This is a genomic window from Rhodoferax sp., from assembly GCF_044236835.1.
Lineage (GTDB): Bacteria > Pseudomonadota > Gammaproteobacteria > Burkholderiales > Burkholderiaceae_C > Allorhodoferax.
Genome location: NZ_JBIIGC010000004.1, coordinates 70,799 through 91,774 on the forward strand (window position 1 = coordinate 70,799; position 20,976 = coordinate 91,774).

At 62.6% G+C, this 20,976-nt stretch carries 19 protein-coding genes; 12 read left to right on the top strand and 7 right to left on the bottom strand.

The genetic code is table 11. From position 1 onward, the window contains the following. From ACILRC_RS04475 to phaP, 3 genes are all read right to left on the bottom strand, one after another. Nucleotides 1-762 carry an FFLEELY motif protein gene (locus tag ACILRC_RS04475; RefSeq protein ID WP_395668152.1) on the bottom strand — a complete coding sequence of 254 codons (762 nt, stop codon included), beginning with the start codon at nucleotides 760-762 and terminating at the stop codon, nucleotides 1-3. A gap of 25 nt (nucleotides 763-787) precedes the next feature. Continuing rightward, nucleotides 788-1,051 carry a DUF3297 family protein gene (locus ACILRC_RS04480; protein ID WP_395668153.1) on the bottom strand — a complete coding sequence of 88 codons (264 nt, stop codon included), beginning with the start codon at nucleotides 1,049-1,051 and terminating at the stop codon, nucleotides 788-790. Between the two features lie 110 nt (nucleotides 1,052-1,161). Then, complete coding sequence (gene phaP / locus ACILRC_RS04485) at nucleotides 1,162-1,710, bottom strand: TIGR01841 family phasin (protein WP_395668154.1); 549 nt, start codon at nucleotides 1,708-1,710, stop codon at nucleotides 1,162-1,164. A 390-nt stretch (nucleotides 1,711-2,100) separates the two neighbouring features. On the opposite strand from phaP, the gene ACILRC_RS04490 reads away from it, so the two are divergent. From ACILRC_RS04490 to ACILRC_RS04530, 9 genes are all read left to right on the top strand, one after another. Then, the gene (locus ACILRC_RS04490; RefSeq protein ID WP_395668155.1) at nucleotides 2,101-2,655 is read left to right on the top strand and encodes a carboxymuconolactone decarboxylase family protein; all 555 of its coding nucleotides are present in this window, start codon (nucleotides 2,101-2,103) and stop codon (nucleotides 2,653-2,655) included. Nucleotides 2,656-2,715: 60 nt separating this feature from the next. Then, nucleotides 2,716-5,406: a GNAT family N-acetyltransferase gene (locus tag ACILRC_RS04495; RefSeq protein WP_395668156.1), complete on the top strand. Its 2,691-nt coding sequence runs from the start codon at nucleotides 2,716-2,718 to the stop codon at nucleotides 5,404-5,406. Nucleotides 5,407-5,525: 119 nt separating this feature from the next. After that, nucleotides 5,526-6,248 carry a GntR family transcriptional regulator gene (locus tag ACILRC_RS04500; RefSeq protein WP_395668157.1) on the top strand — a complete coding sequence of 241 codons (723 nt, stop codon included), beginning with the start codon at nucleotides 5,526-5,528 and terminating at the stop codon, nucleotides 6,246-6,248. Then, a complete protein-coding gene (locus ACILRC_RS04505) occupies nucleotides 6,245-7,216 on the top strand; it encodes a Bug family tripartite tricarboxylate transporter substrate binding protein (RefSeq protein ID WP_395668158.1) in 972 nt (323 codons plus the stop codon). Before ACILRC_RS04500 ends, ACILRC_RS04505 begins: the two co-directional genes overlap by 4 nt. Before the next feature lie 4 nt (nucleotides 7,217-7,220). Beyond that, nucleotides 7,221-8,597 carry an MmgE/PrpD family protein gene (locus ACILRC_RS04510; RefSeq protein ID WP_395668159.1) on the top strand — a complete coding sequence of 459 codons (1,377 nt, stop codon included), beginning with the start codon at nucleotides 7,221-7,223 and terminating at the stop codon, nucleotides 8,595-8,597. Further along, the gene (locus tag ACILRC_RS04515) at nucleotides 8,594-9,583 is read left to right on the top strand and encodes a D-2-hydroxyacid dehydrogenase family protein (RefSeq protein ID WP_395668160.1); all 990 of its coding nucleotides are present in this window, start codon (nucleotides 8,594-8,596) and stop codon (nucleotides 9,581-9,583) included. Before ACILRC_RS04510 ends, ACILRC_RS04515 begins: the two co-directional genes overlap by 4 nt. A gap of 156 nt (nucleotides 9,584-9,739) precedes the next feature. Continuing rightward, nucleotides 9,740-10,111 (top strand): 50S ribosomal protein L19, encoded by a 372-nt coding sequence (rplS, locus tag ACILRC_RS04520; protein ID WP_395668243.1) that lies wholly within the window; start codon nucleotides 9,740-9,742, stop codon nucleotides 10,109-10,111. Nucleotides 10,112-10,178: 67 nt separating this feature from the next. Beyond that, nucleotides 10,179-10,844 (top strand): CoA pyrophosphatase, encoded by a 666-nt coding sequence (locus ACILRC_RS04525; RefSeq protein WP_395668161.1) that lies wholly within the window; start codon nucleotides 10,179-10,181, stop codon nucleotides 10,842-10,844. 36 nt (nucleotides 10,845-10,880) lie between these two features. Then, nucleotides 10,881-11,801, top strand: coding sequence for a CobD/CbiB family protein (locus ACILRC_RS04530; protein ID WP_395668162.1), 921 nt, complete (start codon nucleotides 10,881-10,883; stop codon nucleotides 11,799-11,801). Between the two features lie 6 nt (nucleotides 11,802-11,807). Here the strand turns inward: ACILRC_RS04530 and rsgA are convergent, their stop codons facing one another. Genes rsgA through ACILRC_RS04545 form a run of 3 tightly spaced genes read right to left on the bottom strand, consistent with a single transcriptional unit; the run spans nucleotide 11,808 to nucleotide 14,389 of the window. Then, complete coding sequence (gene rsgA / locus ACILRC_RS04535; RefSeq protein WP_395668163.1) at nucleotides 11,808-12,728, bottom strand: ribosome small subunit-dependent GTPase A; 921 nt, start codon at nucleotides 12,726-12,728, stop codon at nucleotides 11,808-11,810. A gap of 20 nt (nucleotides 12,729-12,748) precedes the next feature. Then, entirely contained in the window at nucleotides 12,749-13,096 is a 348-nt protein-coding gene (locus ACILRC_RS04540) for a 4a-hydroxytetrahydrobiopterin dehydratase (RefSeq protein ID WP_395668164.1), read from the bottom strand. 3 nt (nucleotides 13,097-13,099) lie between these two features. Beyond that, a complete protein-coding gene (locus ACILRC_RS04545) occupies nucleotides 13,100-14,389 on the bottom strand; it encodes a M48 family metallopeptidase (protein ID WP_395668165.1) in 1,290 nt (429 codons plus the stop codon). Between the two features lie 36 nt (nucleotides 14,390-14,425). Here ACILRC_RS04545 and orn point away from each other — a divergent pair, with 36 nt between their 5' ends. Next, nucleotides 14,426-14,995: an oligoribonuclease gene (gene orn, locus ACILRC_RS04550; RefSeq protein ID WP_395668166.1), complete on the top strand. Its 570-nt coding sequence runs from the start codon at nucleotides 14,426-14,428 to the stop codon at nucleotides 14,993-14,995. A gap of 209 nt (nucleotides 14,996-15,204) precedes the next feature. After that, nucleotides 15,205-17,136, top strand: a complete 1,932-nt coding sequence (locus ACILRC_RS04555; protein WP_395668167.1) for a DEAD/DEAH box helicase — start codon at nucleotides 15,205-15,207, stop codon at nucleotides 17,134-17,136. Nucleotides 17,137-17,300: 164 nt separating this feature from the next. Here the strand turns inward: ACILRC_RS04555 and ACILRC_RS04560 are convergent, their stop codons facing one another. Continuing rightward, nucleotides 17,301-18,278, bottom strand: a complete 978-nt coding sequence (locus ACILRC_RS04560; protein ID WP_395668168.1) for a GMP reductase — start codon at nucleotides 18,276-18,278, stop codon at nucleotides 17,301-17,303. Nucleotides 18,279-18,400: 122 nt separating this feature from the next. On the opposite strand from ACILRC_RS04560, the gene ACILRC_RS04565 reads away from it, so the two are divergent. Then, on the top strand, nucleotides 18,401-20,899 hold the full coding sequence (locus ACILRC_RS04565; RefSeq protein WP_395668169.1) for a UvrD-helicase domain-containing protein: 2,499 nt from the start codon (nucleotides 18,401-18,403) through the stop codon (nucleotides 20,897-20,899). Nucleotides 20,900-20,976 lie beyond the last annotated feature (77 nt).

Here is a 20,976-nt window from a genome sequence, read left to right on the forward strand (position 1 = left end):
TCACCCGCTGTGTGGGGATGTGCCCTGCGCTAGGCAGGCCGCTAGCCGGGATACGCATGCATCTTCGTCGGCACCGTCGAACCAGTCCATCCACCCTGTTTCGCGCTGCTGTACCCAGGCCAAAAACGTGGCAACGCCATCGGGTTGCTGTGCCAAGTCGGCAAAGGTATCGAAGCCCGATTCTAGAAAACGTTGCAAGTTGCCCAAGCCCGACGCCAGCGCCGGTTTGCGCATGAGTTTGAGCATGAGCCGCAGGCCGGGCAAGCGGGTCAGGCGCTCCAGTTCTTTGCCGGTTTGCACCACCATTTGCAACTGGCGGGCCCGCTGGGCAGAGGCTGCCATCTGGCGCCACGCGCGCACGTAGCGCAGCGCCTGCGGCGTGTCGAACTCCAGCGGCTGCTCCATCCAGGCTCGGGCCAGCGCACAGTCCAACTCTTCGGTGAGCACATGCAACTGGGCCAGCGTCGTGGCAGTGGCGACCACCTGCTTTGGGAACAGGGTTTGCAAAGCGTCCGCGATGCGGGCGAACTGCGCGTCGCGCTCGGCAAAGTCGTGCGCGCCATACAACTCGCTCAGAAAAAACTGCGTCGCCGCGCCGTAAGGGCCTTGGTCCAGCAGGTCGGTGTAGGTGCCGGCAAATCGCTGTGCTTGCAATTGCTTCACGGCACGCAGCGCCTGGCCCAAGGCGGGCGAATTCTGCGCTTGGGCGCGCAGCGCCGTTACTCTCGCGATTGCATCCCGAATGGTGTGAGCAGCGTCCATAGCGCCGAACCGAAGGCGTCCTAGGTCAGCGGTAGAAGGCCTCGACAGCGCCCTTTATCTTGATCAGCAATGGGCGCCCGTTGCGGTCCCGTGTTTTGCCCGCTGGTACCTTGATCCAGCCTTCGCTGATGCAATACTCCTCCACGTCGTTGCGCTCCTTGCCGTTGAGGCGGATGCCAATCTCGTTCTCAAAGACCGCCGCTATATGGTGCGGGCTACGTGGGTCCACCGACAGGCGGTCGGGTAGTGTGGGGGGCGATGGGGGAAGGGGGGTAGGGGTGTCGCTCATTCGGTAGTTTCCAGTGCGGCGCAGGAGCCTGCGCGGTGGACGGAATTATGCGATGTCCCCAAAGATTTACTGGCGCGCCACGGGAAGTGGCGCGCCAGCATGGCGTGCGCTTACTTGCGGCGCGCCGGTGCTTTGACCGAGTTCAAAGCGGTGTCCACCACGGTGGCGGCTTGCTTTTCAGCCAGTTCAACGGCTTTCTTGGTGGCGGTCTTGGCGGATTCGACTGCGTGCTGGCCGGCGGCCACAGCGGTCTTGATCACGGCCACCACGGACTCGCTGCCAGCGGGTGCGTTCTTGGCCATGTCGTCCAGGGTGGAGACCATGGCTTTTTGGCTTTGCGCGGTCTTTGCCTCGACTGCTTCGGTCAGAGCGGCGCCGGTTTCGCTGGCGATGGCGTAGACCGAGCGGCTGTACGCCACCGAGCGCTCTGCCAGGGGCTTGACCCAGGCGGCCTGCACCGCCAGGGCGTCGGCGGGGGTCTTGGCGGCAAACACCGACATCAGGTCGGCGCTGCTGTCGAACACCACCGACTTGGTGGCGGCCATATTCAGTTCCACCAGCTTCTCAAAGCCGGCCATTGCGGTAGCGGCCAGGGTTTGCGCTTCGGCCAGTGCAGCTTTGTTGGCGGCCAAGAGGTTGTCGATATTGAGTGTGGTCATGTGATGCTCCTAAGGGTTGAAAGAACGACTTGGTGCACCGCTTGAACAGATTATGTTGCAGTGCAGCATGTCCGCGATGTTAGCGTGTTCGCCAAGCTTGGCAAGTGGTTTTTTGTTGCATTGCAGCAACTTAGAGGTGGTCGTCTAAATCCCAGGGTTTCGGCCGCGGTTTGACGGGCTACCGATCGCTGGCTTCCAAGGGTGCGGGCCTTTGGCAGCGTGCTACACGCAGCTGGTTCCAAGGCATGATTTGCGCACAGCGGATACAGAGATCTGACACAAGGAGGGTAGAGAATCGCTACCAGCGCACAGAGCGCGGGCCTTTGCCGATTGAGAATCTGCGTTGGCGTACCCTTGTCCCACCTCGACCTCACCACCTGAGCCCGCGCCATGACCCAGCCTACTCCCGTTGTTTCCCGCATCCCCCGCGTGCCTGACGAGCAACTCGCGCCCGACGATGTGGTGGCTGCCATTCGCAAGCGCCGTGGTGGCACGCTGCTGAACCTGGACCGCATGTTGCTCAACAGCCCAGCCTATGCCGTGGGCTGGAACACCTTCATGGGCGCGGTGCGCACCAGCCTGTCGCTGGACCCCAAGTTGCGCGAACTCGCAATCTGCGCGGTGGCGGTGCTCAACCGCGCAGACTACGAGTGGGTGCAGCACGCGCCCGAGCTGCTGCAAGCGGGTGGCACCCAGGCCCAATTGGACCGATTGGCCGATGTAGACGCCGCCGCCCAAGACAGCGCACTGTTTGACGCCGCCGAGCGCGCCACTCTGACGCTCACCATCGCCATGACCCGCCATGTGCAGGTCAGCGACGCCTGCTTTTCCCAGATCCAGGCGGCCTTGCCCACGCCGCAAAGCCAAGTGGAACTGGCAGGCGTGATTGCTGCTTACAACATGGTGTCGCGCTTTCTGGAGGCCTTGCAGGTGGCACCGGAATGAGGCATGGACCACCTCTAGGCGTGGTCTTGTGCTGATGGAGGCCACCTACCACCGAACACCATGGACAAACACTACCTCACACCCTTGTTTTCGCCGCAGTCGATCGTGGTTTTCGCCGGCAACGCCGATAAACCGCAGGGTCGAAGTGTGCAGGCACGCCAAGTTCATGCGGCGCTGAAGGCGCAAAGCTTCCAGGGCACGCTGGCGTTCCTAGACATCCACACCACTGGCACCCTGGCTGATCTGGCACAAAGCCGCGCTGACCTGGCCATCATCGCCTTGGCCCCGCACTTGGTAGCCGACGCGCTGGAGATTGCCGGGCGCATGGCCTGCCGATGCGCGCTGATCGTCTCCAGCGGCATTGGTGCGGAACCCGCTGCGCAGCTTAAGAAAATTGCCAAACGCGAGAACGTGTTGCTGCTGGGCCCCAATTCCATGGGCCTGCAAAACCCGCGCCTAGGGCTTAACGCCAGCACGCTGGGGCCGCTTGCAGCCCAAGGTACGCTGGCCTTGGTGTCACAGTCGGGCGCTTTGACCACCGCGATGCTGGATTGGGCGCACAGCAACGCCGTGGGTTTTTCAACGGTGGTGTCTTTGGGGGCCAACACGGCGGTGGACATTGCCCAGGTGCTGGATTACTTGGCCAATGACGGCAACACCCAAAGCATTTTGGTGTACCTGGAGGGCATTGCCAACGCGCGCCAGTTCATGAGCGCGCTGCGCAGTGCTGCCAATGCCAAGCCGGTGATCGTGCTCAAGTCCGGGCGCAAACCCGCCGGCAACGCGGCGGCGCAAACCCACAGCGGCGCCATTGTGGGCAGCGACGATGTGTTCGACGCTGCCCTTCGCCGTGCCGGTGCGGTGAGGGTCGGCTCGTTTGTGGAGCTGTTCTCGGCGGCCAAATGCCTGGCGTCCAGTTACCGGCCGGTCGGACAGCGCCTGGCCGTGATTACCAACGGCGGTGGTCCTGGCGTGCTGGCGGCCGATGCGCTCAACCACATCGGTTTGCAATTGGGCCAGCTATCGGCTGAGACCGTGAAGCGCCTCACGCCCTTGCTTGCCTCGCTGGCGACCTGCACTGACCTGGTGGATCTGTCGGAAGAGGCCACGCCCGAGCACTACCGCGCAGCCACTGAAGCCGCTGACAAAGATCGCACGGTGGATGGTGTTCTGGTGCTGTTTTCTCCCAAGTCCGGCACATCGGCCACAGCGGTGGCCCAGGCGGTGGTCCAAGTGAAGACGACCATGGTCAAGCCCTTGCTCACCTGCTGGATGGGAGACGCCACTGTCGCCGCCGCCCGCGCTGTGTTCAACCAGGCGGCGATCCCCACGTTTCGCACGCCCGAGGCGGCGGTGGGGGCCTTTGGCAACATCGCGACCTTCTACCAAAACCAGCGCCTTTTGCAGCAGACGCCACCGCCCTTAAGCGCCTTGGCCAAGCCCGACATCGAGGGCGCGCGCTTGGTCATCGAGACGGTGTTGGCGGAGCGGCGCAAGGTGCTCACCGAGATGGAAAGCAAGACCTTGCTGTCGTGTTTCCACATTCCGGTGACTAACACCATCCTTGCGCGCAGTGCCAATGAGGCCATGATGGTGGCCGCGCAACTGGGCTTTCCGGTGGCACTCAAGATCGCGTCGCCCGACATCAGCCACAAAAGTGATGTCATGGGCGTTGCGCTCAACATCACGAATGCCGCCAGCGCCCGCGACAACTACAACGACATGGTCGAACGGGTCAAGCGCTTGCAGCCCGACGCGACCATCAGCGGCGTCACCGTGCAGAAAATGGCCAACGCCCGGCGTGGCCGCGAGATTTACGTGGGACTGGTTACCGACGAGCCGTTTGGCCCGGTCATTGTGTTTGGCGCTGGTGGCTCCATGATCGAACTGTTCAACGACCGCGCGATGGAACTGCCGCCATTGAACCAGTTTCTGGGGCGTCGTTTGATTGACCGCTCGCGCGTCGCCGAAACTCTGGGCGCATGGCGCGGCGCCAGCGCGGTACGCATCGAGGCGTTGGAGCAGGTGCTGCTGCGCGTGTCGGAAATGGTGTGCGAACTACCCCAGCTGCGCGAGATGGACATCAACCCCATCATCGTGGACGAGAGCGGCGTGGTGGCTGTGGACGCGCGCATCGTCATCGACAGTGCGCCCCAGGCCAGCAGCGGCTTGGCCAGCCACTACAACCACCTCTCCATCCTGCCTTACCCAGCCCGCTACGAGCAAGAGCTGCCCTTGCGACGAGGCGGTGAATACACCATCCGCCCCATCCACCCCGACGACGCCGAGATGCTCAAGCGCCTGGTGCGCGAACTGTCACCGCAAAGCCGCTACTTTCGCTTCGTCTCGTCCATGGCCGAGTTGCCGCCGCCCTTGCTGGCGCGCTTTACCTTGATCGACTACGACCGTGAGATGGCGCTGGTGGCGGTGGTAAAGGAGCGCGTGTCCGACCCACAAGGCAATATCGAAGAGACCGAGCGCATCGTGGGCGTGTCTCGCTACGTCACCAACCCCGACCGCGCCAGCTGCGAGTTTGCACTGGTGGTGGCGGACGACTTCAACGGGCAAGGCCTGGGTTCGAGGTTGATGGAAAGCATCATGGAAGTGGCGCGCGAAAAAGGCCTGTCTGAAATCGAAGGCTTGGTGCTCACCGGCAACAGCGCCATGCTCAAACTGATGCGCGGCCTGGGGTTTACCGTCAAAGCGTATGCGGAAGACCCGGACTTCAAGCTGGTGTCGCACGCGCTTTAGGACTTTCTCAGCCCTAACTAGGTGGCTCAAATGCAGGCAACTGCAGAGCCCTAATTTCGATGTGTTTCGTATACGATATACGTAATACCAACGAGTCAACGATCTCCACGTCCCGCCCCATGTTCCCCTGGCCCACCGAACACCCCGCCGAGCAGTTGCACAGCCTGCGCACCACATCGCTGGCCAAGCTGGTGCGTGACGATGTGCTCGCGGCCATCTTGGATGGTGCCCTGGCGCCGGGCCAGCGCATCAACGAACCCGATGTGGCGGGGCGACTCAAAGTGTCACGGGTGCCGGTGCGCGAGGCGCTGCGCGAGTTGGAGAGTTCAGGGGTGGTCGTCTCGCGCAAGCACGCTGGGGTGTTCGTCCGCCAGCTCAGTGCCTCGGAGGTGCGTGACCTGTACCAGCTGCGCGCGCTGCTCGACGGATTTGCCGGGCGAGTGGCTGCCATGCTGCCCAAGGCCGCACGCGATGCGCTCATTGGCGTGCTCGATGGCGCCACGGCCGCGATGAAGTCCGCGCTGCAATCTGCTGACACCAAGCGCTACTACGCCGAGAACCTGCGCTTTCATTGGGCCATCGTGGAGGCCGCAGGCAACCCCCAGATGGCCGAGGTCTACCGCGGCATCGTGCAAAAGCTGCACATCTCGCGGCTCAAAAACTTGTCCGACGATGGTGGCAAAAAGGCATCGATTGCCGAGCACATCGCCATCGTCAAGTCGCTGCGCCAAGGCGATGCGCCGAACACCGAGGCGCGCATGGCCGCCCACGTGGAGGCGGCACTGGCACGATTGCAAAAGTCCATTTCACAAAAGTCAATTCAACCGGAGACCCCACCATGAAACGTCGCAACCTACTGCAAGCTGCTTCCGCCCTGGGCCTGATGCCGTCCCTGGCCGGCGCCCAGACCGCTTACCCCAATAAGCCCATTCGCTACATCGTGCCGGTGGCCGCTGGTGGTGGCAGTGACATGGTGGGCCGCACCGTGACCGAACGTTGGAGCGCGCTTCTAAGACAAAACTTTGTGGTGGACAACCAAGCCGGAGGCGGGGGTGTGATTGCCTGCCAGGCTACCGCACGCGCTGCGCCCGACGGTTACACCTTGTTGCAAGGCTACGTCGCCACCCATGGCACCAGCCCGGCCACCCGCAAAGTGCCTTATGACCCAGTGAAGGACTTCACCGCCATCGGCATGATCGGAGCCACGCCCAATGTGCTGGTGGTCAACGCCTCCTTGCCGGTGCGCAATCTCAAGGAGTTTGTGGACTACGTCAAAAGGAACCCGGCGCGTCTGAGCTACGGCTCGGCAGGGCAGGGGTCGCTCACGCACCTGACGATGGAGCTGTTCAAGCAGCAGATCGACTCGTTCATGGTCCACATTCCCTACCGGGGCGTGGCGCCTGCTTTTACCGATCTGATTGGTGGTCAGACGCAAGCCATGTTCCCGGGTCTGGCCGCCGCAGTGCCCCATATCAAGTCGGGCCGGGTGCGACCGCTGGCGGTGACTGGGCTGGCGCGCCACCCGCAGTACAGGGACATCCCCACGCTCGATGAGTCCGGCTTCAAAGGTTTTGATGCGCAGCAGTGGTACGGCGTCGTAGGCCCGGCCGGCATGCCTGCACCCATCGTGCGCCAGCTCAACGAAACTCTGGCTACCGTCCTCAAAAGTCCGGACCTGCGGGAGAAGCTCTCGATCGAAGCCATTGAACCCATGACCATGGCACCTGAGCAGTTTGCCGCCTTCATCAAGGCGGAAATCGTGCGCTGGACCGCACTTGCCAAGGCCCGCAACATCGAACTCGAAAGCTGATCCGATGGCCCGCAATACCCAGGTCGCAGCCGACCACAACGCACCGCCTGTCACGCAAACATTGGCGAACTTCGTTGCCAACCACCCGTCCAAGGGCTGGAGTGAGGCGGTCGAGCACGAAGCGCACCGCACCTTTTTCAACTGGCTGGGTTGTGCCGTGGGCGCAGCGCAGCATGAATCTGCGGACGCAGCCCTGGCAGCGGTGCAACTGCTGCAACCCGCGCCCCAGGCCAGTGTGCTGGGCCGTTCCACCCGGGTGGACATGGCCAGCGCGGCGTTGGTTAACGGCATCACCTCGCACACTTTTGACTTTGACGACACCCACCTCAAAACCATCATCCACCCGGCAGGTCCCGTGGCCTCGGCTGCGCTGGCCCTGGCAGAGCACCAGCAGCGCAGCGGGCGCGAGTTGATCGACGCTCTGGTCTTGGGCATTGATGTAGCCTGCCGTGTGGGCAATGCGATGTACCCCGATCACTACGACCGGGGTTGGCATATCACCGGTTCCACCGGCACCTTGGGTGCAGCCGCCGCCTGTGCGCGCCTCTTGCGGCTCAATGCCCACCAGACGGCCATGGCGCTGGGCATCGCGGCCTCGCAACCCATCGGCGTGCGTGAGCAGTTTGGCACCATGACCAAGCCTTTCCACCCCGGCGCTGCGGCCCGCGCCGGTCTGATGTCGGCTTTGTTGGCCCAACAAGGCTTCACCGCCAGCCCCAGGGCGCTGGAGGCCCCGCGCGGCATGATGCAAACCGTCTCCACCAAAAACGATTGGCGCGAAATCAGCGACCAATTGGGTGAGCGCTTTGAGATCGCGTTCAACACCTACAAGCCGTTTGCCTGCGGCATCGTGATTCATCCCAGCATCGACGCATGCAGCCAGCTGCGCGCGCGCGGTGTCCGTCCCGAGCAGGTGCAGCGTATCGACCTGCGGGTGCATTCGCTTGTGCTGGAACTCACTGGCAAAAAGGAGCCCGCCGACGGCCTGCAGGCCAAGTTCAGCGTGTACCACGGCTGCGCGGCGGGCTTGACCTTTGGCTGCGCCGCCGAAGAAGAGTTTGCCGACGCCATTGTCAACCGCGAAGACATGGTGGCGCTGCGCCGCAAGGTGGTCGCCACCGTGGACGACTCGATTGCCGAGGCCAGCGTCGATGTGACCGCCACACTGACCGATGGCAGCACCGTGCATGTGTTTGTTGAGCATGCGATTGGCTCCCTGCAAAACCCGATGACCGATGCCCTGCTGGAAGCCAAGTTCCACGGCCTGGCCGACCCGGTGCTGGGCGGCGCGCAAACCCAGTCGCTGGTGTCCGCGTGCTGGGCATTGGGCGGTGCTGCCAGTGTGCAAACTGTTGTTGGCTTGGCCAGGCCAGCCGCATGAGCGCGCGCGCTGCAACCGGCCTGCGCCCGCACATCGTGGTGCTGGGCGACGCCGAGCAGGCCTTGCGCCGCTTGGGCGATTGGTCCGCTATCGACGCGGTAGCCGATGTCACGGTGCACAGCCAGCCTTTGCAGGACGCGCCCTTGGTGGAGGCGCTGCGTGGTGCGGACGTGGTGGTGCTGGTGCGCGACCGCACGCCGTTTTCGGCCGAGCTGCTGGCGCAGTTGCCGCGGCTGCGTTACTTGGTGTTCACCGGCACGCGCAACACGACGCTCGACCAAGACGCTCTGGCGGCGCGCAACATCCCGGTGGACCATACGCAGTGGGGTCCATCCAAAGACAGCACCTGTGAAATGACCTGGGCGCTGATCCTGGCGGCCAAGCGCCAGATTGAGCAGCAGACGGCGATGCTGCGCAGCGGCCAATGGCGCAGTGCGCAGGCGCAGCCGCTCGCTGGTGTCTTGCACGGCGAGACCTTGGGCTTGGTGGGCTTGGGCGAAATTGGTTCCCGGGTGGCCAAAGTGGGGTTGGCCCTGGGCATGCACGTCGTCACCTGGAGTCCCAACATGACGGCCGAGCGTGCCTCTGCGCACGGTGTGCAGTCGGTCAGCCTCGAACATCTGTTGGCCAAGTCGGCGGTGGTGAGCTTGCATTTGGTGCCATCGGCTGCCACCCGCCAACTGATCAACGCCGAGCGGCTGGCCACCATGCGGCCAGACAGCCTGCTGGTCAACACCTCGCGCTCGGCCCTGGTCGATACTAACGCGCTGGTTGATGCACTGCGCGCAGGCCGTCCGGCCTTTGCCGCCCTGGACGTGTTCGATACCGAACCGCTGCCGCACGACGCGCCCTTGCGCAGCCTGCCCAACGTGCTGCTCACACCGCACCTGGGATTTGTCACCGAGCCGGTGTTTGCGCAGTTTGCCCGCGGTGTGGTGGAGCATCTGCAGCGGTGGCTGGGTGCCCAGGGACACTTGGCTCCATAGGACTCAACGCTTCGCACGGCCGTCCAGGGGAGGCGGGCAACGCTCTGGCTATAATGCTGGACTCACCGATCCTCTGGCTGGCCAGTGCAGGCCCGCAACATGCAACCTGTTGCGCCCAATCCCGGGCGCGGCGCGGCCAAGATCACGAAGGAAACCATGAACCTCATCCAAACCCTTGAGCAAGAAGAAATTGCTCGCATCGGAAAGAATATTCCGGAGTTTGCACCCGGCGACACCGTCGTGGTCAACGTCAGTGTGATCGAAGGCACGCGCAAGCGGGTCCAAGCCTATGAGGGTGTGGTCATTGCCAAGCGCAACCGCGGTCTCAACAGCGGCTTCATCGTGCGCAAGATCTCCAGCGGCGAAGGCGTGGAGCGTACGTTCCAAACGTACAGCCCCTTGATCGCCAGCATCGAAGTCAAGCGCCGTGGCGACGTGCGCCGTGCCAAGCTCTACTACCTGCGTGACCGCAGCGGTAAGTCGGCGCGTATCAAAGAAAAGCTGCCAGGCAAGAAGGCCGGCGTCTAACAGCGCGGCCAGCGCCCACCATCCTGAACCGCCCCAGCCTAAGCTGCGGCGGTTTTTTCATTGTTCCATGGCCGTTTTTGATCCTACTTTGGTGCCGGTGGTCGCTACCGACACGCACCTCGCGCCTGTCGACGCAAGTCGGCTGCAGCCCAGTGCGCTGCGCCAACGCTTTGCCGAGCCACCCATATGGGATCCCGAGGTGCGCACCGAGGCTCGGTTCTCTGGTGGCGCCTTGGCCGCTGCGGCAGTGCTCATTCCCTTGGTTCAGCGCGACGAGCTGTCGGTGCTGTTGACCCTGCGCACCACCGGCTTATCCAGCCATTCGGGCCAGGTCGCCTTCCCCGGCGGCAAGGTAGACCCCAGCGACGCAGATGCGGTAGCCACCGCATTGCGCGAGGCGCGCGAGGAGGTGGGCCTGGAGCCGCAGTTTTTAGAAGTGATGGGTTGCCTGCCCATCTACACGACCGGTAGCGCGTTTGTGGTTACGCCGGTCGTGGCCTTGGTGCGTCCAGGCTTTTCTATTGTGCCCAACCCCCATGAGGTGGCCGATGTATTCGAAGTACCGCTGCGCCACCTGATGGACCCGGCCAACCACCACCACCATGTGATGGACTGGGAGGGCGAGCAACGCGGCTGGTTGTCGATGCCCTACCAAGACGGCGGCACCCAACGCTTCATCTGGGGCGCCACCGCCGGCATGCTACGCAACCTTTACCGCTTTGTGCAGGCCTAGCCGCCTGGTGCTGTAGGGCGTCGGTATGATGCTTGCATGAGCTTTGTATCGATTCTCATTGCCTTGCTGCTGGAACAGGCCCGGCCCTTGGGCCAGGTCAATCCAGTCCACAACACGAACCGCGGTTGGGTGCGCTGGGTGGTCAGCAGTTTCGATGCCGGCCAGGTGCATCACGGTTGGCTGACCTGGTCGATTGCCGTGTTGGTACCGGCGCTGCTGGTCTGGGCAGTGCACTGGGCCGTGTCGTCCACCTTGGGTTGGGTGGCTGCTGCGGTTTGGAACGTGGCGATTTTGTATGTCACCTTGGGTTTTCGGCAGTTCAGCCACCACTTCACGCAAATCCGCGACGCGCTCTACTTGGGCGATGAGGCGCAGGCACGCACCCTGCTGGCCCAATGGATGCGCATCGATGCCAGTGAGCTGCCCCGCAGCGAAATCGTGCGCCACGTCATTGAGCACTCGGTGCTGTCTGCGCACCGCCATGTTTTTGGCGTGTTGGCGTGGTACTCGGTTCTGGCGGCTTTGGGCTTAGGGCCGGCAGGCGCGGTGGTTTACCGCGTTGCGGAGTATTTGGTGCGCTACGCCAACCGGCCATTGCGTGCTACCAGCGTGCCCATCAGCGCGCCTTTGCAGGCCTGTGCCAACCGCGCCTGGTATGTGATTGACTGGCTGCCGGCGCGCTTGACCGGTTTGGGTTTCGCCTGCGCTGGCAGCTTTGAGGAAGCAGTAGACAGTTGGCGCCAGCAGGTTGCTAAATTCCCTGGCGACAACGACCTGGTGGTCACTGCTGCCACGGCCGGTGCGGTGAACGTGAAGCTGGGTCCCCAAAGCAATGAAAGCACCGGCCAAACACCCCAGCCGATGCACCTGCGTGCGGTGGTGGGCTTGGTGTGGCGCACCGTGGTGATGTGGATGGTGCTGCTTGCGCTTTTGTCCGTGGCGCGCTTGGTGGGCTAGCGAGGCTCAGTACCGGGACTGTGAAAGCTCCGCAAACAAATCGCTGTAAATTTTGTGCCGCTGGCGGCTGATGGCGCCGCTCAATCCTGGTGCACTCAGCGCTGCCAACACGCCGCAACCGGGCTCGTGCAAATGGGTGCAGTTGTAGAACTTGCAGTGGTCCGCGTGTGCTTGCAGGTCCGGCATCAGTCCTGCCAAGTGCTTGGGCTCGATGTGGTGCAAGCCAAACTCCTGAAAACCTGGCGAGTCAATCACCGACGTAGTTTTGGCCGCATCCACCCAGTACCAGCGGGTGCTGGTGGTGGTGTGCCGTCCCGATTGCAGGGCGGTCGATATCTCGTTGGTCAGTGCCTGGGCATCGGGGCACATCCGGTTGATCAAGGTGCTTTTGCCCGCACCGGATGGGCCCAGAACCAGCGTCGTTTTCCCCTGCATGATGTCTATCAGACCTTGTACCTCGGTAGTCGCTGAGCCGGGGTCGCGCGGTTTGAGAGCCAGCGGCACCACGGTGTAGCCCATGTCGCGGTAGGGGCCCAGGCGCTCCCAGGCGCGCGCAAAAGGTCCGGCCAAGTCACTCTTGTTCAATGCAATGACTGGTGCAATTTTTTCGGCCTGCGCCGCAATCAGCGCGCGCGCAAGTTGCGACTCGGAGAACTCGGGCTCGGCGGCTAAGACGACCAGTACTTGGTCCAGGTTGGCTGCAAACGATTTGGTGCGTACTTCGTCCTGCCGGTACAGCAGGTTGCGCCGCGGCTGCACCTGTTCGATGGTGCCCTCGTCTTCGCTGGCTTGCCACCACACCACATCGCCCACTACTGTCTGGCTTTTTTTTCCTCGGGCATGGCAGATGAGGCGGCGCCCCTCTGGGGTTTCTATCCAAACATGGCGGCCGTGGCTTGCAACAACGCGGCCGGTTTGGAGAGGCATACTGGCCACAGAGGGGCTGCTTAAGGAGAGGGCGGTGGCGCCGCCAGCGCGTCCACCAGCGCCGCGCATTGCAGGTCCAAGGTCGAGATGCCCTGGACGTCGTGGGTGCGCCAGCGCACGCTGCAGCTGCTGTACTGCACCAACAGTTCGGGATGGTGGTCATGGCGTTCGGCCAAGTAGGCCACTGCATTGACAAAAGACAGGGTGCGCAAAAAGTTCTTGAACTGGAAGGTTTTTTCGATGGCGACGTCTGCGCCATCGCCAAACAGCTTCCAACCATCCAAGCTGGCCAAACCGGCAATCACTTGGGTGGCTGTCAGCGCGGCGGGTGGCCGCGCATTGCCCATCGCTGAGGTCGGTTGAACCATGACTCAGCCCCCCGCTGCCATGCTGCGCATGCGGCCCAGCCGCTCCGAGGCAGGCGGGTGCGAGTAGTAAAACCGCACATACACCGGGTCGGGGGTAAGGGTGGACGCGTTGTCTTGGTAGAGCTTGAGCAAGGCGTTGGCCAGGTCTACTCCATTGGCTTGCTGGACAGCGTAAGCGTCGGCTTCGAACTCGTGCTGGCGCGAGAACTGCGCAAGCAGCGGCGCAACAAAGGTGCTCAGCAGCGGTAGCACCAGCATGAACAGCACGAGCGCCAGCGCGCTGTTGCCGCCATCCATATTGGGCAACACCCCCAGACCGGTGTAGAACCAGACCTGTTGGGCTAACCAACCCAGCAGCGCAAAACCCACCAGGCTCAGCCCAAACATGGACAGCATCCGCTTGGGCACATGCCGGTGCTTGAAGTGCCCCAGCTCGTGTGCCAGCACCGCATCGACTTCCGCCTCGGACAGCTGGGCCAGCAATGTGTCGTAAAACACCACCCGCTTGGAGTTGCCAAAGCCGGTGAAGTAGGCGTTGGCGTGGGCGCTGCGCTTGCTGCCGTCCATCACATAAAAGCCTTGGGAGCGAAAGCCGCAACGCTGCATCAGCGCATCCACCCGCTGCTGCAGCGACGGGTTGTCCAGCGGCTTGAATTGGTTGAACCACGGCGCGATCCAACTGGGGTAGACCCACAACAACAGCAGGTTGAATGCCACCCATACGCACCAAGTCCACAGCCACCAGGATGCGCCCAGTGAGCCCATCATCCACACGATCAGGGTGACCAAGGGCAGGCCAATGACCAAGCCCAAAACGGTGGATTTGGCGAAATCTTGCAGCCACAGCCTGGGCGTGGTCTTGTTGAAGCCAAAACGCTGTTCGAGTACGAAGGTGCGGTACAGCGCAAAGGGTAGATCCAGCGCCGAGCCGACCACAAAAAAGCCGACCATCACAGCCACCTGTTGCGCAAGCCCGGGGTCCATCCACTGCAGCAGTTGGCGGTTGAGCAAGTGCAGGCCGCCTAGCAAGGTCCAGCCCAGTAACACCGCCGCGCCCCAGGCTAGCTCCAGCACGGACAAGCGGGACTGCGCGATGGTGTAGTCGGCAGCGCGCTGGTGGGCAGCGAGCGAAATGTGCTGCGCAAAAGCAGCAGGGACTGCGTCGCGGTGCGCGGCCACGTGCCGCATTTGGCGGCTGGCAAGCCAGAACTTCAGCACGACGCTGGCGCACAGGGCAAGGGCAAATCCAATTGAAAGGGTGGTGGAGTAATTCACGGGCAACAGTTCCTGCATGGGCGGGGAGTTTAGGCCATCGGTGACAATGCGCTGATGGCTGATACCCAACCCCTGCTGCCCAAATCCGACACCAACCTAGTCTGGCTGGACTGCGAAATGACTGGACTGGATCCAGAGCGCGACCGCATCATCGAGATTGCCGTCGTGGTCACCAGCTCCGACCTCAGTGTGCGCGTGGAGGGCCCGGTATTCGTGGTGCACCAAAGTGACGCTCTGCTTGACCAGATGGACGCCTGGAATAAGGGCACCCACGGCAAGAGCGGCCTCACAGATCGGGTCAAGGAATCCACCACCACAGAGGTGCAGGCAGAAGAGGCTTTGATTGCTTTCATCAGTCGCTACGTGTCTGCCAACGGATCGCCGATGTGCGGCAATACCATCGGACAGGACCGGCGCTTTTTGGTCAAGTACATGCCCCGCTTGGAGGCGTTTTTCCATTACCGCAACCTCGACGTCAGTACCCTCAAGGAGTTGGCCAAACGTTGGAGCCCGCAAGTGCATGCAGCGTTCAAAAAGCAGCAGCGCCACACCGCATTGGCCGATGTGCACGAGTCCATTGACGAACTGGACCACTACCGCCGTAATTTTTTGCGCATAGCCTAAGTACAAACCCGGATTCGTGCGATACTCGCTGGCTTCGCTGTCATCCGCAGCGTTGTTCCACATCTCCCTTCATTCACCGGGCCCGGCTACATGGGCCCCACGCGCTGAGTACACCCTTGACGGGTCAGCGCCGGCTCCGTTTGATGGTTGATGTTTTTTAACCATTGACGGAGCACCCGCTTTTGCGGCGCTCGCGTGTGAGAAAAAATATGACTGACGCATTCGATGCGGCTGGCGATACTGCGCCTGCCGACCACTTTTCCACGACTTCAGACGGGACCTTTGTAGCGCCAGCCGCCGCAACTGATGCGGGTTCTTCCGCCGCCGCCGCCGCCACACTCCAGGGGTCGAGTGCGGCCGACGCGAGCGAGGTGCCCGATGGCCCCCAAGCGCCCGAAGCCCCCAACGGTTTCGTCACCATGGGCCTCGCACCCGAGCTGGTACGCGCTTGCAAAGACCTGGGTTACACCCAGCCCACCACCGTGCAGTCCAAGGCCATTCCCATGGCGATGGCCGCCGTGGGCACCGACTTGAAAACCACCAAGTTTGTGGACCTGATGGTCTCCAGCCAGACTGGAAGCGGCAAAACCGCCGCGTTCTTGTTGCCGGTGCTGCACACGCTGTTGGCACAGCAAGCCGCTGCCGAAGCCGCTGAGCGCGCCGAGTACGAGCAATCGGTGGCCGATGCGGTGGCCAAGGGCGAGGCACCACCCAAGCGCGCCAAGCGCAAAGACCCCACCAACCCCCGCAACTTCAAGGCTGCAACGCCGGGCGCCCTGATCGTCTGCCCCACCCGCGAACTCGCGCAGCAAGTGGCGCACGACGCAATTGACCTGGTGCAACATTGCCGTGGCCTGCGTATTGCCAACATCGTGGGCGGCATGCCGTACCAGCTGCAAATTGCCAAGCTGCAAAACGCCAATTTGGTGGTGGCCACGCCAGGGCGCTTGCTGGACTTGCAGCGCTCCATGCAGATCAAGCTCGACCAAGTGCAGTTCCTGGTAGTCGACGAGGCCGACCGCATGCTCGATCTGGGCTTCTCGGACGATCTGGCCGAGATCAACCAGCTCACCATCTCCCGCAAGCAGACCATGATGTTCAGTGCCACCTTCGCGCCGCGCATCCAGCAACTCGCTGCCCGCGTCATGCGCGAGCCCCAGCGCGTGACCATCGACAATCCGCAGGAAAAGCACGTCAACATTCAGCAAGTGCTGTTTTGGGCGGACAACGCACAGCACAAGCGCAAGCTGCTCGACCACTGGCTGCGCGACACCAGTATCAATCAAGCCATTGTGTTTGCCAGCACCCAAATCGAGTGCGACGGTCTGGCCAACGACCTGCAGCAAGACGGTTTCTCGGCAGTGGCTTTGCACGGTGCCCTCAGCCAGGGCCTGCGCAACCGCCGCCTCATGGCATTGCGCCAAGGACAGGTGCAAATCTTGGTTGCCACCGACGTCGCCGCCCGAGGCATCGATGTGCCCACTATCAGCCACGTTTTCAACTTTGGCTTGCCCATGAAGGCCGAGGACTACACCCACCGCATTGGCCGCACCGGCCGCGCTGGTCGCGACGGCCTGGCAGTGACCTTTGCCGAGATGCGCGACCGCCGCAAGATTTTCGACATCGAAGCCTACAGCCGCCAGCCCCTCAAGGTAGACGTGATCCCCGGCTTGGAACCCCAGATGCGCGCGCCGCAAGAGCGTGCGGGTTTTGCTGGCCGTGGACGCTCTAGCGAGTTCCATTCGCGCGACCGCAAGTTTGGTGGCCCACGCGAAGGCGGATTTGGCGGTGGCAACCGTGGCTTTGCCGGCAAGCCCGAAGGTGGCAGCCGGGACTACAGCGGTGCGGCCCGCGAAGGCTTTAGCTACGAGCGCAAGGGCGGCTTCAACGACCGTTTCGCTGGCCAAGGCGCAGCGCGAGGCGATGCCCGTGCGCCGCGCGCTGACTTCGGCGCACCGCGCGGCGACTTTGCTCCTCGTGCTGGCTTTGCACCGCGTGGTGATGCTGCGGCGCCTCGCGGCGACTTTGCTGCACGCAAGCCCGCATTCGGCAAGCCGGCTGGCTTCGCCAAGCCCGGCAACGGTGGCAAGGTGTTTGTGCCCCGCGACGCTAAAAAGCGTCCAGTGCGCAACGCGGACTAAGCCTTTGCGAAGTGCCGCGCGGCACTGACAAAAAAGGCGGACCGGGTGTTTAACCCGGTCCGCCTTTTTCTTGGGAGTGTGTTCTCTTCGGGGGAGTTTTCACCTCCATACGTGGGCGCTGTAGGGTGGCACCGCCGGATAGGCGGTGGCCCCCACGGCCCGCTTCACATCAGCAAATGCTCGCCCGCGTTGTCGCCGCCCAGCGTGACGTAGTTGACCTTGCGGATGTCCATCAGTTTTTTGCCACCGGCGTAGCTGATCGAGCTTTGTACGTCTTGCTCCATCTCGATCAGGGTGTCGGCCAGCTTGCCCTTGATCGCCTCCAGAATGCGCTTGCCTTCCACGTGCTTGTACTCGCCTTTGTTGAAGTCACTGGCCGAGCCGTAGTACTCCTTGAATAGCTTGCCGTCGACCTCGACGGTCTGGCCCGGTGACTCCTCGTGGCCCGCAAAGAGCGAGCCGATCATCACCATCGAGGCGCCAAAGCGAACGCTCTTGGCGATGTCGCCGTGGTCGCGGATGCCACCGTCGGCGATGATGGGTTTGGTGGCCACCCGCGCGCACCACTTGAGCGCACTAAGCTGCCAGCCACCCGTGCCAAAACCTGTCTTCAGTTTGGTGATGCAAACCTTGCCTGGGCCGATACCCACTTTGGTCGCGTCAGCGCCCCAGTTTTCTAGATCAATGACCGCCTCGGGCGTGCCCACATTGCCGGCGATGACGAAGCTGCCGGGCAATTTTTCTTTGAGGTAGCCGATCATGTTTTTCACGCTATCGGCATGGCCGTGGGCGATGTCGATGGTGATGTATTCGGGCGTTAAACCTTCAGCTACCAGCTGGTCTACCGTTGCGTAGTCCGGCTTTTTGACGCCCAGCGAGATTGATGCGTACAGGCCCTTGGCGCGCATGTCTTTGGTGAACTGGACGTTGTCCAGGTCAAAGCGGTGCATCACGTAAAAGTAGCCACTCTGCGCCAGCCAGATACAGATGGATTCGTCCACCACGGTCTTCATATTGGCGGGCACCACCGGCAGGCGAAAGCGCCGACTTCCGAGTTCCACGCTGGCGTCGCATTCCGAGCGGCTTTCCACGCGGCATTTGCGTGGCAGCAGCAGGATGTTGTCGTAGTCAAAAATTTCCATCGCCCAAGCTCCATCAAGTTCAATCGGTACGGGGCGCTTGGAGTGGAGCCGGCAAAAAAATACCGGGCTGCACATGCTTGGGCCCGGTGATTGATTTTACGCACTGTTCCTACAATCGCCGCATGTTCCTTTTCACGGATGCGCCTGGCGATGCGCCGTCGCCCTTGCTGGCCACGCTCAACGCAGAGCAGCGCAGCGCTGTCACCCTGCCGGCCGAGCATGCGCTGATTCTGGCAGGCGCCGGTTCGGGCAAAACCCGCGTGCTGACTACCCGCATTGCCTGGTTGCTGCACCAAGGCCTGGCCACGCCGGGCGGCATCATGGCGGTGACGTTCACTAACAAGGCCGCCAAGGAGATGATGACGCGGCTCTCGGGCATGCTGCCAGTCAACGTGCGCGCCATGTGGATAGGCACTTTCCACGGGCTGTGCAACCGCTTTTTGCGCACGCACTGCAAGGCGGCTAATTTGCCTTTGACCTTCCAGATTCTGGATATGCAAGACCAGTTGTCGGCCATCAAGCGCTTGTGCAAGCAGTACGCCATCGACGACGAGCGCTTTCCACCCAAAGAGTTGCAGTGGTTCATCGCCGGCTGCAAGGAAGACGGCATGCGCCCCGCAGCGGTGCCAGTGCGCGATGCCTTGACACAAAAAAAGGTCGAGATCTACCAGCTCTACGAAGAGCAATGCCAACGCGAGGGCGTCGTGGATTTTGGTGAGCTGATGCTGCGCTCCTACGAGCTGCTGCGCGACAACGCACCCATCCGCGAGCACTACCAGCGGCGCTTTCGGCACATCCTGATTGACGAGTTCCAGGACACCAACAAGCTGCAGTACGCCTGGATCAAGATGCTGGCAGGCAAGGGCGTGGAGGGCGAGGACCACCACACAGGCGGTGCGGTGCTGGCCGTGGGCGACGACGACCAGAGCATTTACGCGTTTCGTGGCGCGCGTGTGGGCAATATGGCCGACTTTGTGCGCGAGTTCGCGGTGCAGCACCAGATCAAGCTGGAGCAAAACTACCGCAGCTACAGCAACATCCTGGATGCGGCCAACGCGCTGATTGGCCACAACAGCCGCCGCCTGGGCAAGAACCTGCGCACCGAGCAGGGGCCTGGCGAGCCGGTGCGGGTGTACGAGGCGCCCAGCGATTTCTCAGAGGCGCAATGGATGGTCGACGAGATGCGCCAGCTCGTGCGCGACGGTGTGGAACGCAAGGAAATTGCCGTGCTGTACCGCTCCAACGCGCAAAGCCGGGTGATCGAGACGGCGCTGTTCAATGCGGCCATTCCCTACCGTGTGTACGGCGGTTTGCGCTTTTTCGAGCGCGCTGAAATCAAGCATGCGCTGGCGTACTTGCGCCTGCTGGAGAACCCCAACGACGACACCAGCTTCATGCGTGTGGTCAATTTTCCAGCCCGCGGTATCGGCGCGCGCAGCACCGAACAGTTGCAAGACCTCGCCAAAGCCTCGGGTTGCTCTTTGCACCACGCAGTCAGCGCGCTCAGCGGGCGCGCTGGAGCCGCCATCGCGGGCTTTGTCGCCAAGATCGATGTGCTGCGCGAGCAAACCATAGGATTGAACCTGCGCACCATTGTTTCGTTGGTAATCAGCGAGAGTGGTTTGCTGGAGCACTACCGCACCGAGCGCGAAGGCGCCGACCGGGTGGAAAACCTGGAAGAGTTGGTCAATGCCGCCGAAAGCTTTGTCATGCAAGAGGGCTTTGGCCGCGACGCGTCCGGATTGGAAGCTGAACTTACTCAGAGCCCCGCCAGCCAGGGCCTGGGTTCTTTGGATCTGGTGGCGGATGCGTCCACACGTGCGTATGAAGACAACCTGGAAGCACCCGGCGAAACCGGCGAAACCCCTAGCCCCTTGGCCGCCTTTTTGGCCCACGCCGCGCTGGAGGCGGGCGACAACATGGCGCAAGCTGGCCAGGACGCCATCCAGCTGATGACGGTGCACTCCGCCAAGGGCCTGGAATTCGATTGCGTGTTCATCACCGGCATGGAAGAGGGCTTGTTCCCGCACGAGAACGCCATGAGTGACCGCGATGGGTTGGAGGAAGAGCGGCGACTGATGTACGTGGCCATCACCCGGGCGCGGGCGCGCCTGTACTTGTCGCACTCGCAGACCCGCATGCTGCACGGGCAAACCCGCTTCAACCTCAAGAGCCGTTTTTTTGACGAATTGCCCGAGGTTTGCCTCAAATGGCTCACACCCAAGCGCCAACCCGCTACCTCAGCCTATGCACTGGGTGGCGCCGGGCGGGCGTGGAGCGACGATGGGGGGTATGGCAGCGGCGGCTATGGAAGAAGTGGCGCTAGCCATGGCAGTGGGTACAGCTATGGCGGCGCAAGCAGCGCATACAACAGCGCGCGGGTGGGGCAGGGCGACAGCGCCTCGCCCAGTCAACGAAGCGCTGACGCGCCGGTGCCGCGCAAGGACGCTTCAAGCCACGGCTTGCAGGTCCGGCAAAAGGTCTTTCACGGCAAGTTTGGCGAGGGCACCGTCCTCACCCTCGAGGGCGCGGGCGATGATGCCAGGGCACAGATCAGTTTTGCCCGCCATGGCACCAAGTGGCTGGCCCTGAGCGTGGCCAAACTCACCCCGGTGCCTTGAGAACTCGGCAGCACAAGAACCGACATGCGACACCCTGCTGAAGGCGGAACTTTCGCGAGCTTCAGCTTTCACATGCG

Coding starts and splice junctions, on each gene's coding strand:
- ACILRC_RS04475 (WP_395668152.1), bottom strand. CDS start 762: ATGGACGCTGCTCACACCATTCGGGATGCAATCGCGAGAGTAACGGCG.
- ACILRC_RS04480 (WP_395668153.1), bottom strand. CDS start 1,051: ATGAGCGACACCCCTACCCCCCTTCCCCCATCGCCCCCCACACTACCC.
- phaP (WP_395668154.1), bottom strand. CDS start 1,710: ATGACCACACTCAATATCGACAACCTCTTGGCCGCCAACAAAGCTGCA.
- ACILRC_RS04490 (WP_395668155.1), top strand. CDS start 2,101: ATGACCCAGCCTACTCCCGTTGTTTCCCGCATCCCCCGCGTGCCTGAC.
- ACILRC_RS04495 (WP_395668156.1), top strand. CDS start 2,716: ATGGACAAACACTACCTCACACCCTTGTTTTCGCCGCAGTCGATCGTG.
- ACILRC_RS04500 (WP_395668157.1), top strand. CDS start 5,526: ATGTTCCCCTGGCCCACCGAACACCCCGCCGAGCAGTTGCACAGCCTG.
- ACILRC_RS04505 (WP_395668158.1), top strand. CDS start 6,245: ATGAAACGTCGCAACCTACTGCAAGCTGCTTCCGCCCTGGGCCTGATG.
- ACILRC_RS04510 (WP_395668159.1), top strand. CDS start 7,221: ATGGCCCGCAATACCCAGGTCGCAGCCGACCACAACGCACCGCCTGTC.
- ACILRC_RS04515 (WP_395668160.1), top strand. CDS start 8,594: ATGAGCGCGCGCGCTGCAACCGGCCTGCGCCCGCACATCGTGGTGCTG.
- rplS (WP_395668243.1), top strand. CDS start 9,740: ATGAACCTCATCCAAACCCTTGAGCAAGAAGAAATTGCTCGCATCGGA.
- ACILRC_RS04525 (WP_395668161.1), top strand. CDS start 10,179: ATGGCCGTTTTTGATCCTACTTTGGTGCCGGTGGTCGCTACCGACACG.
- ACILRC_RS04530 (WP_395668162.1), top strand. CDS start 10,881: ATGAGCTTTGTATCGATTCTCATTGCCTTGCTGCTGGAACAGGCCCGG.
- rsgA (WP_395668163.1), bottom strand. CDS start 12,728: ATGCCTCTCCAAACCGGCCGCGTTGTTGCAAGCCACGGCCGCCATGTT.
- ACILRC_RS04540 (WP_395668164.1), bottom strand. CDS start 13,096: ATGGTTCAACCGACCTCAGCGATGGGCAATGCGCGGCCACCCGCCGCG.
- ACILRC_RS04545 (WP_395668165.1), bottom strand. CDS start 14,389: ATGCAGGAACTGTTGCCCGTGAATTACTCCACCACCCTTTCAATTGGA.
- orn (WP_395668166.1), top strand. CDS start 14,426: ATGGCTGATACCCAACCCCTGCTGCCCAAATCCGACACCAACCTAGTC.
- ACILRC_RS04555 (WP_395668167.1), top strand. CDS start 15,205: ATGACTGACGCATTCGATGCGGCTGGCGATACTGCGCCTGCCGACCAC.
- ACILRC_RS04560 (WP_395668168.1), bottom strand. CDS start 18,278: ATGGAAATTTTTGACTACGACAACATCCTGCTGCTGCCACGCAAATGC.
- ACILRC_RS04565 (WP_395668169.1), top strand. CDS start 18,401: ATGTTCCTTTTCACGGATGCGCCTGGCGATGCGCCGTCGCCCTTGCTG.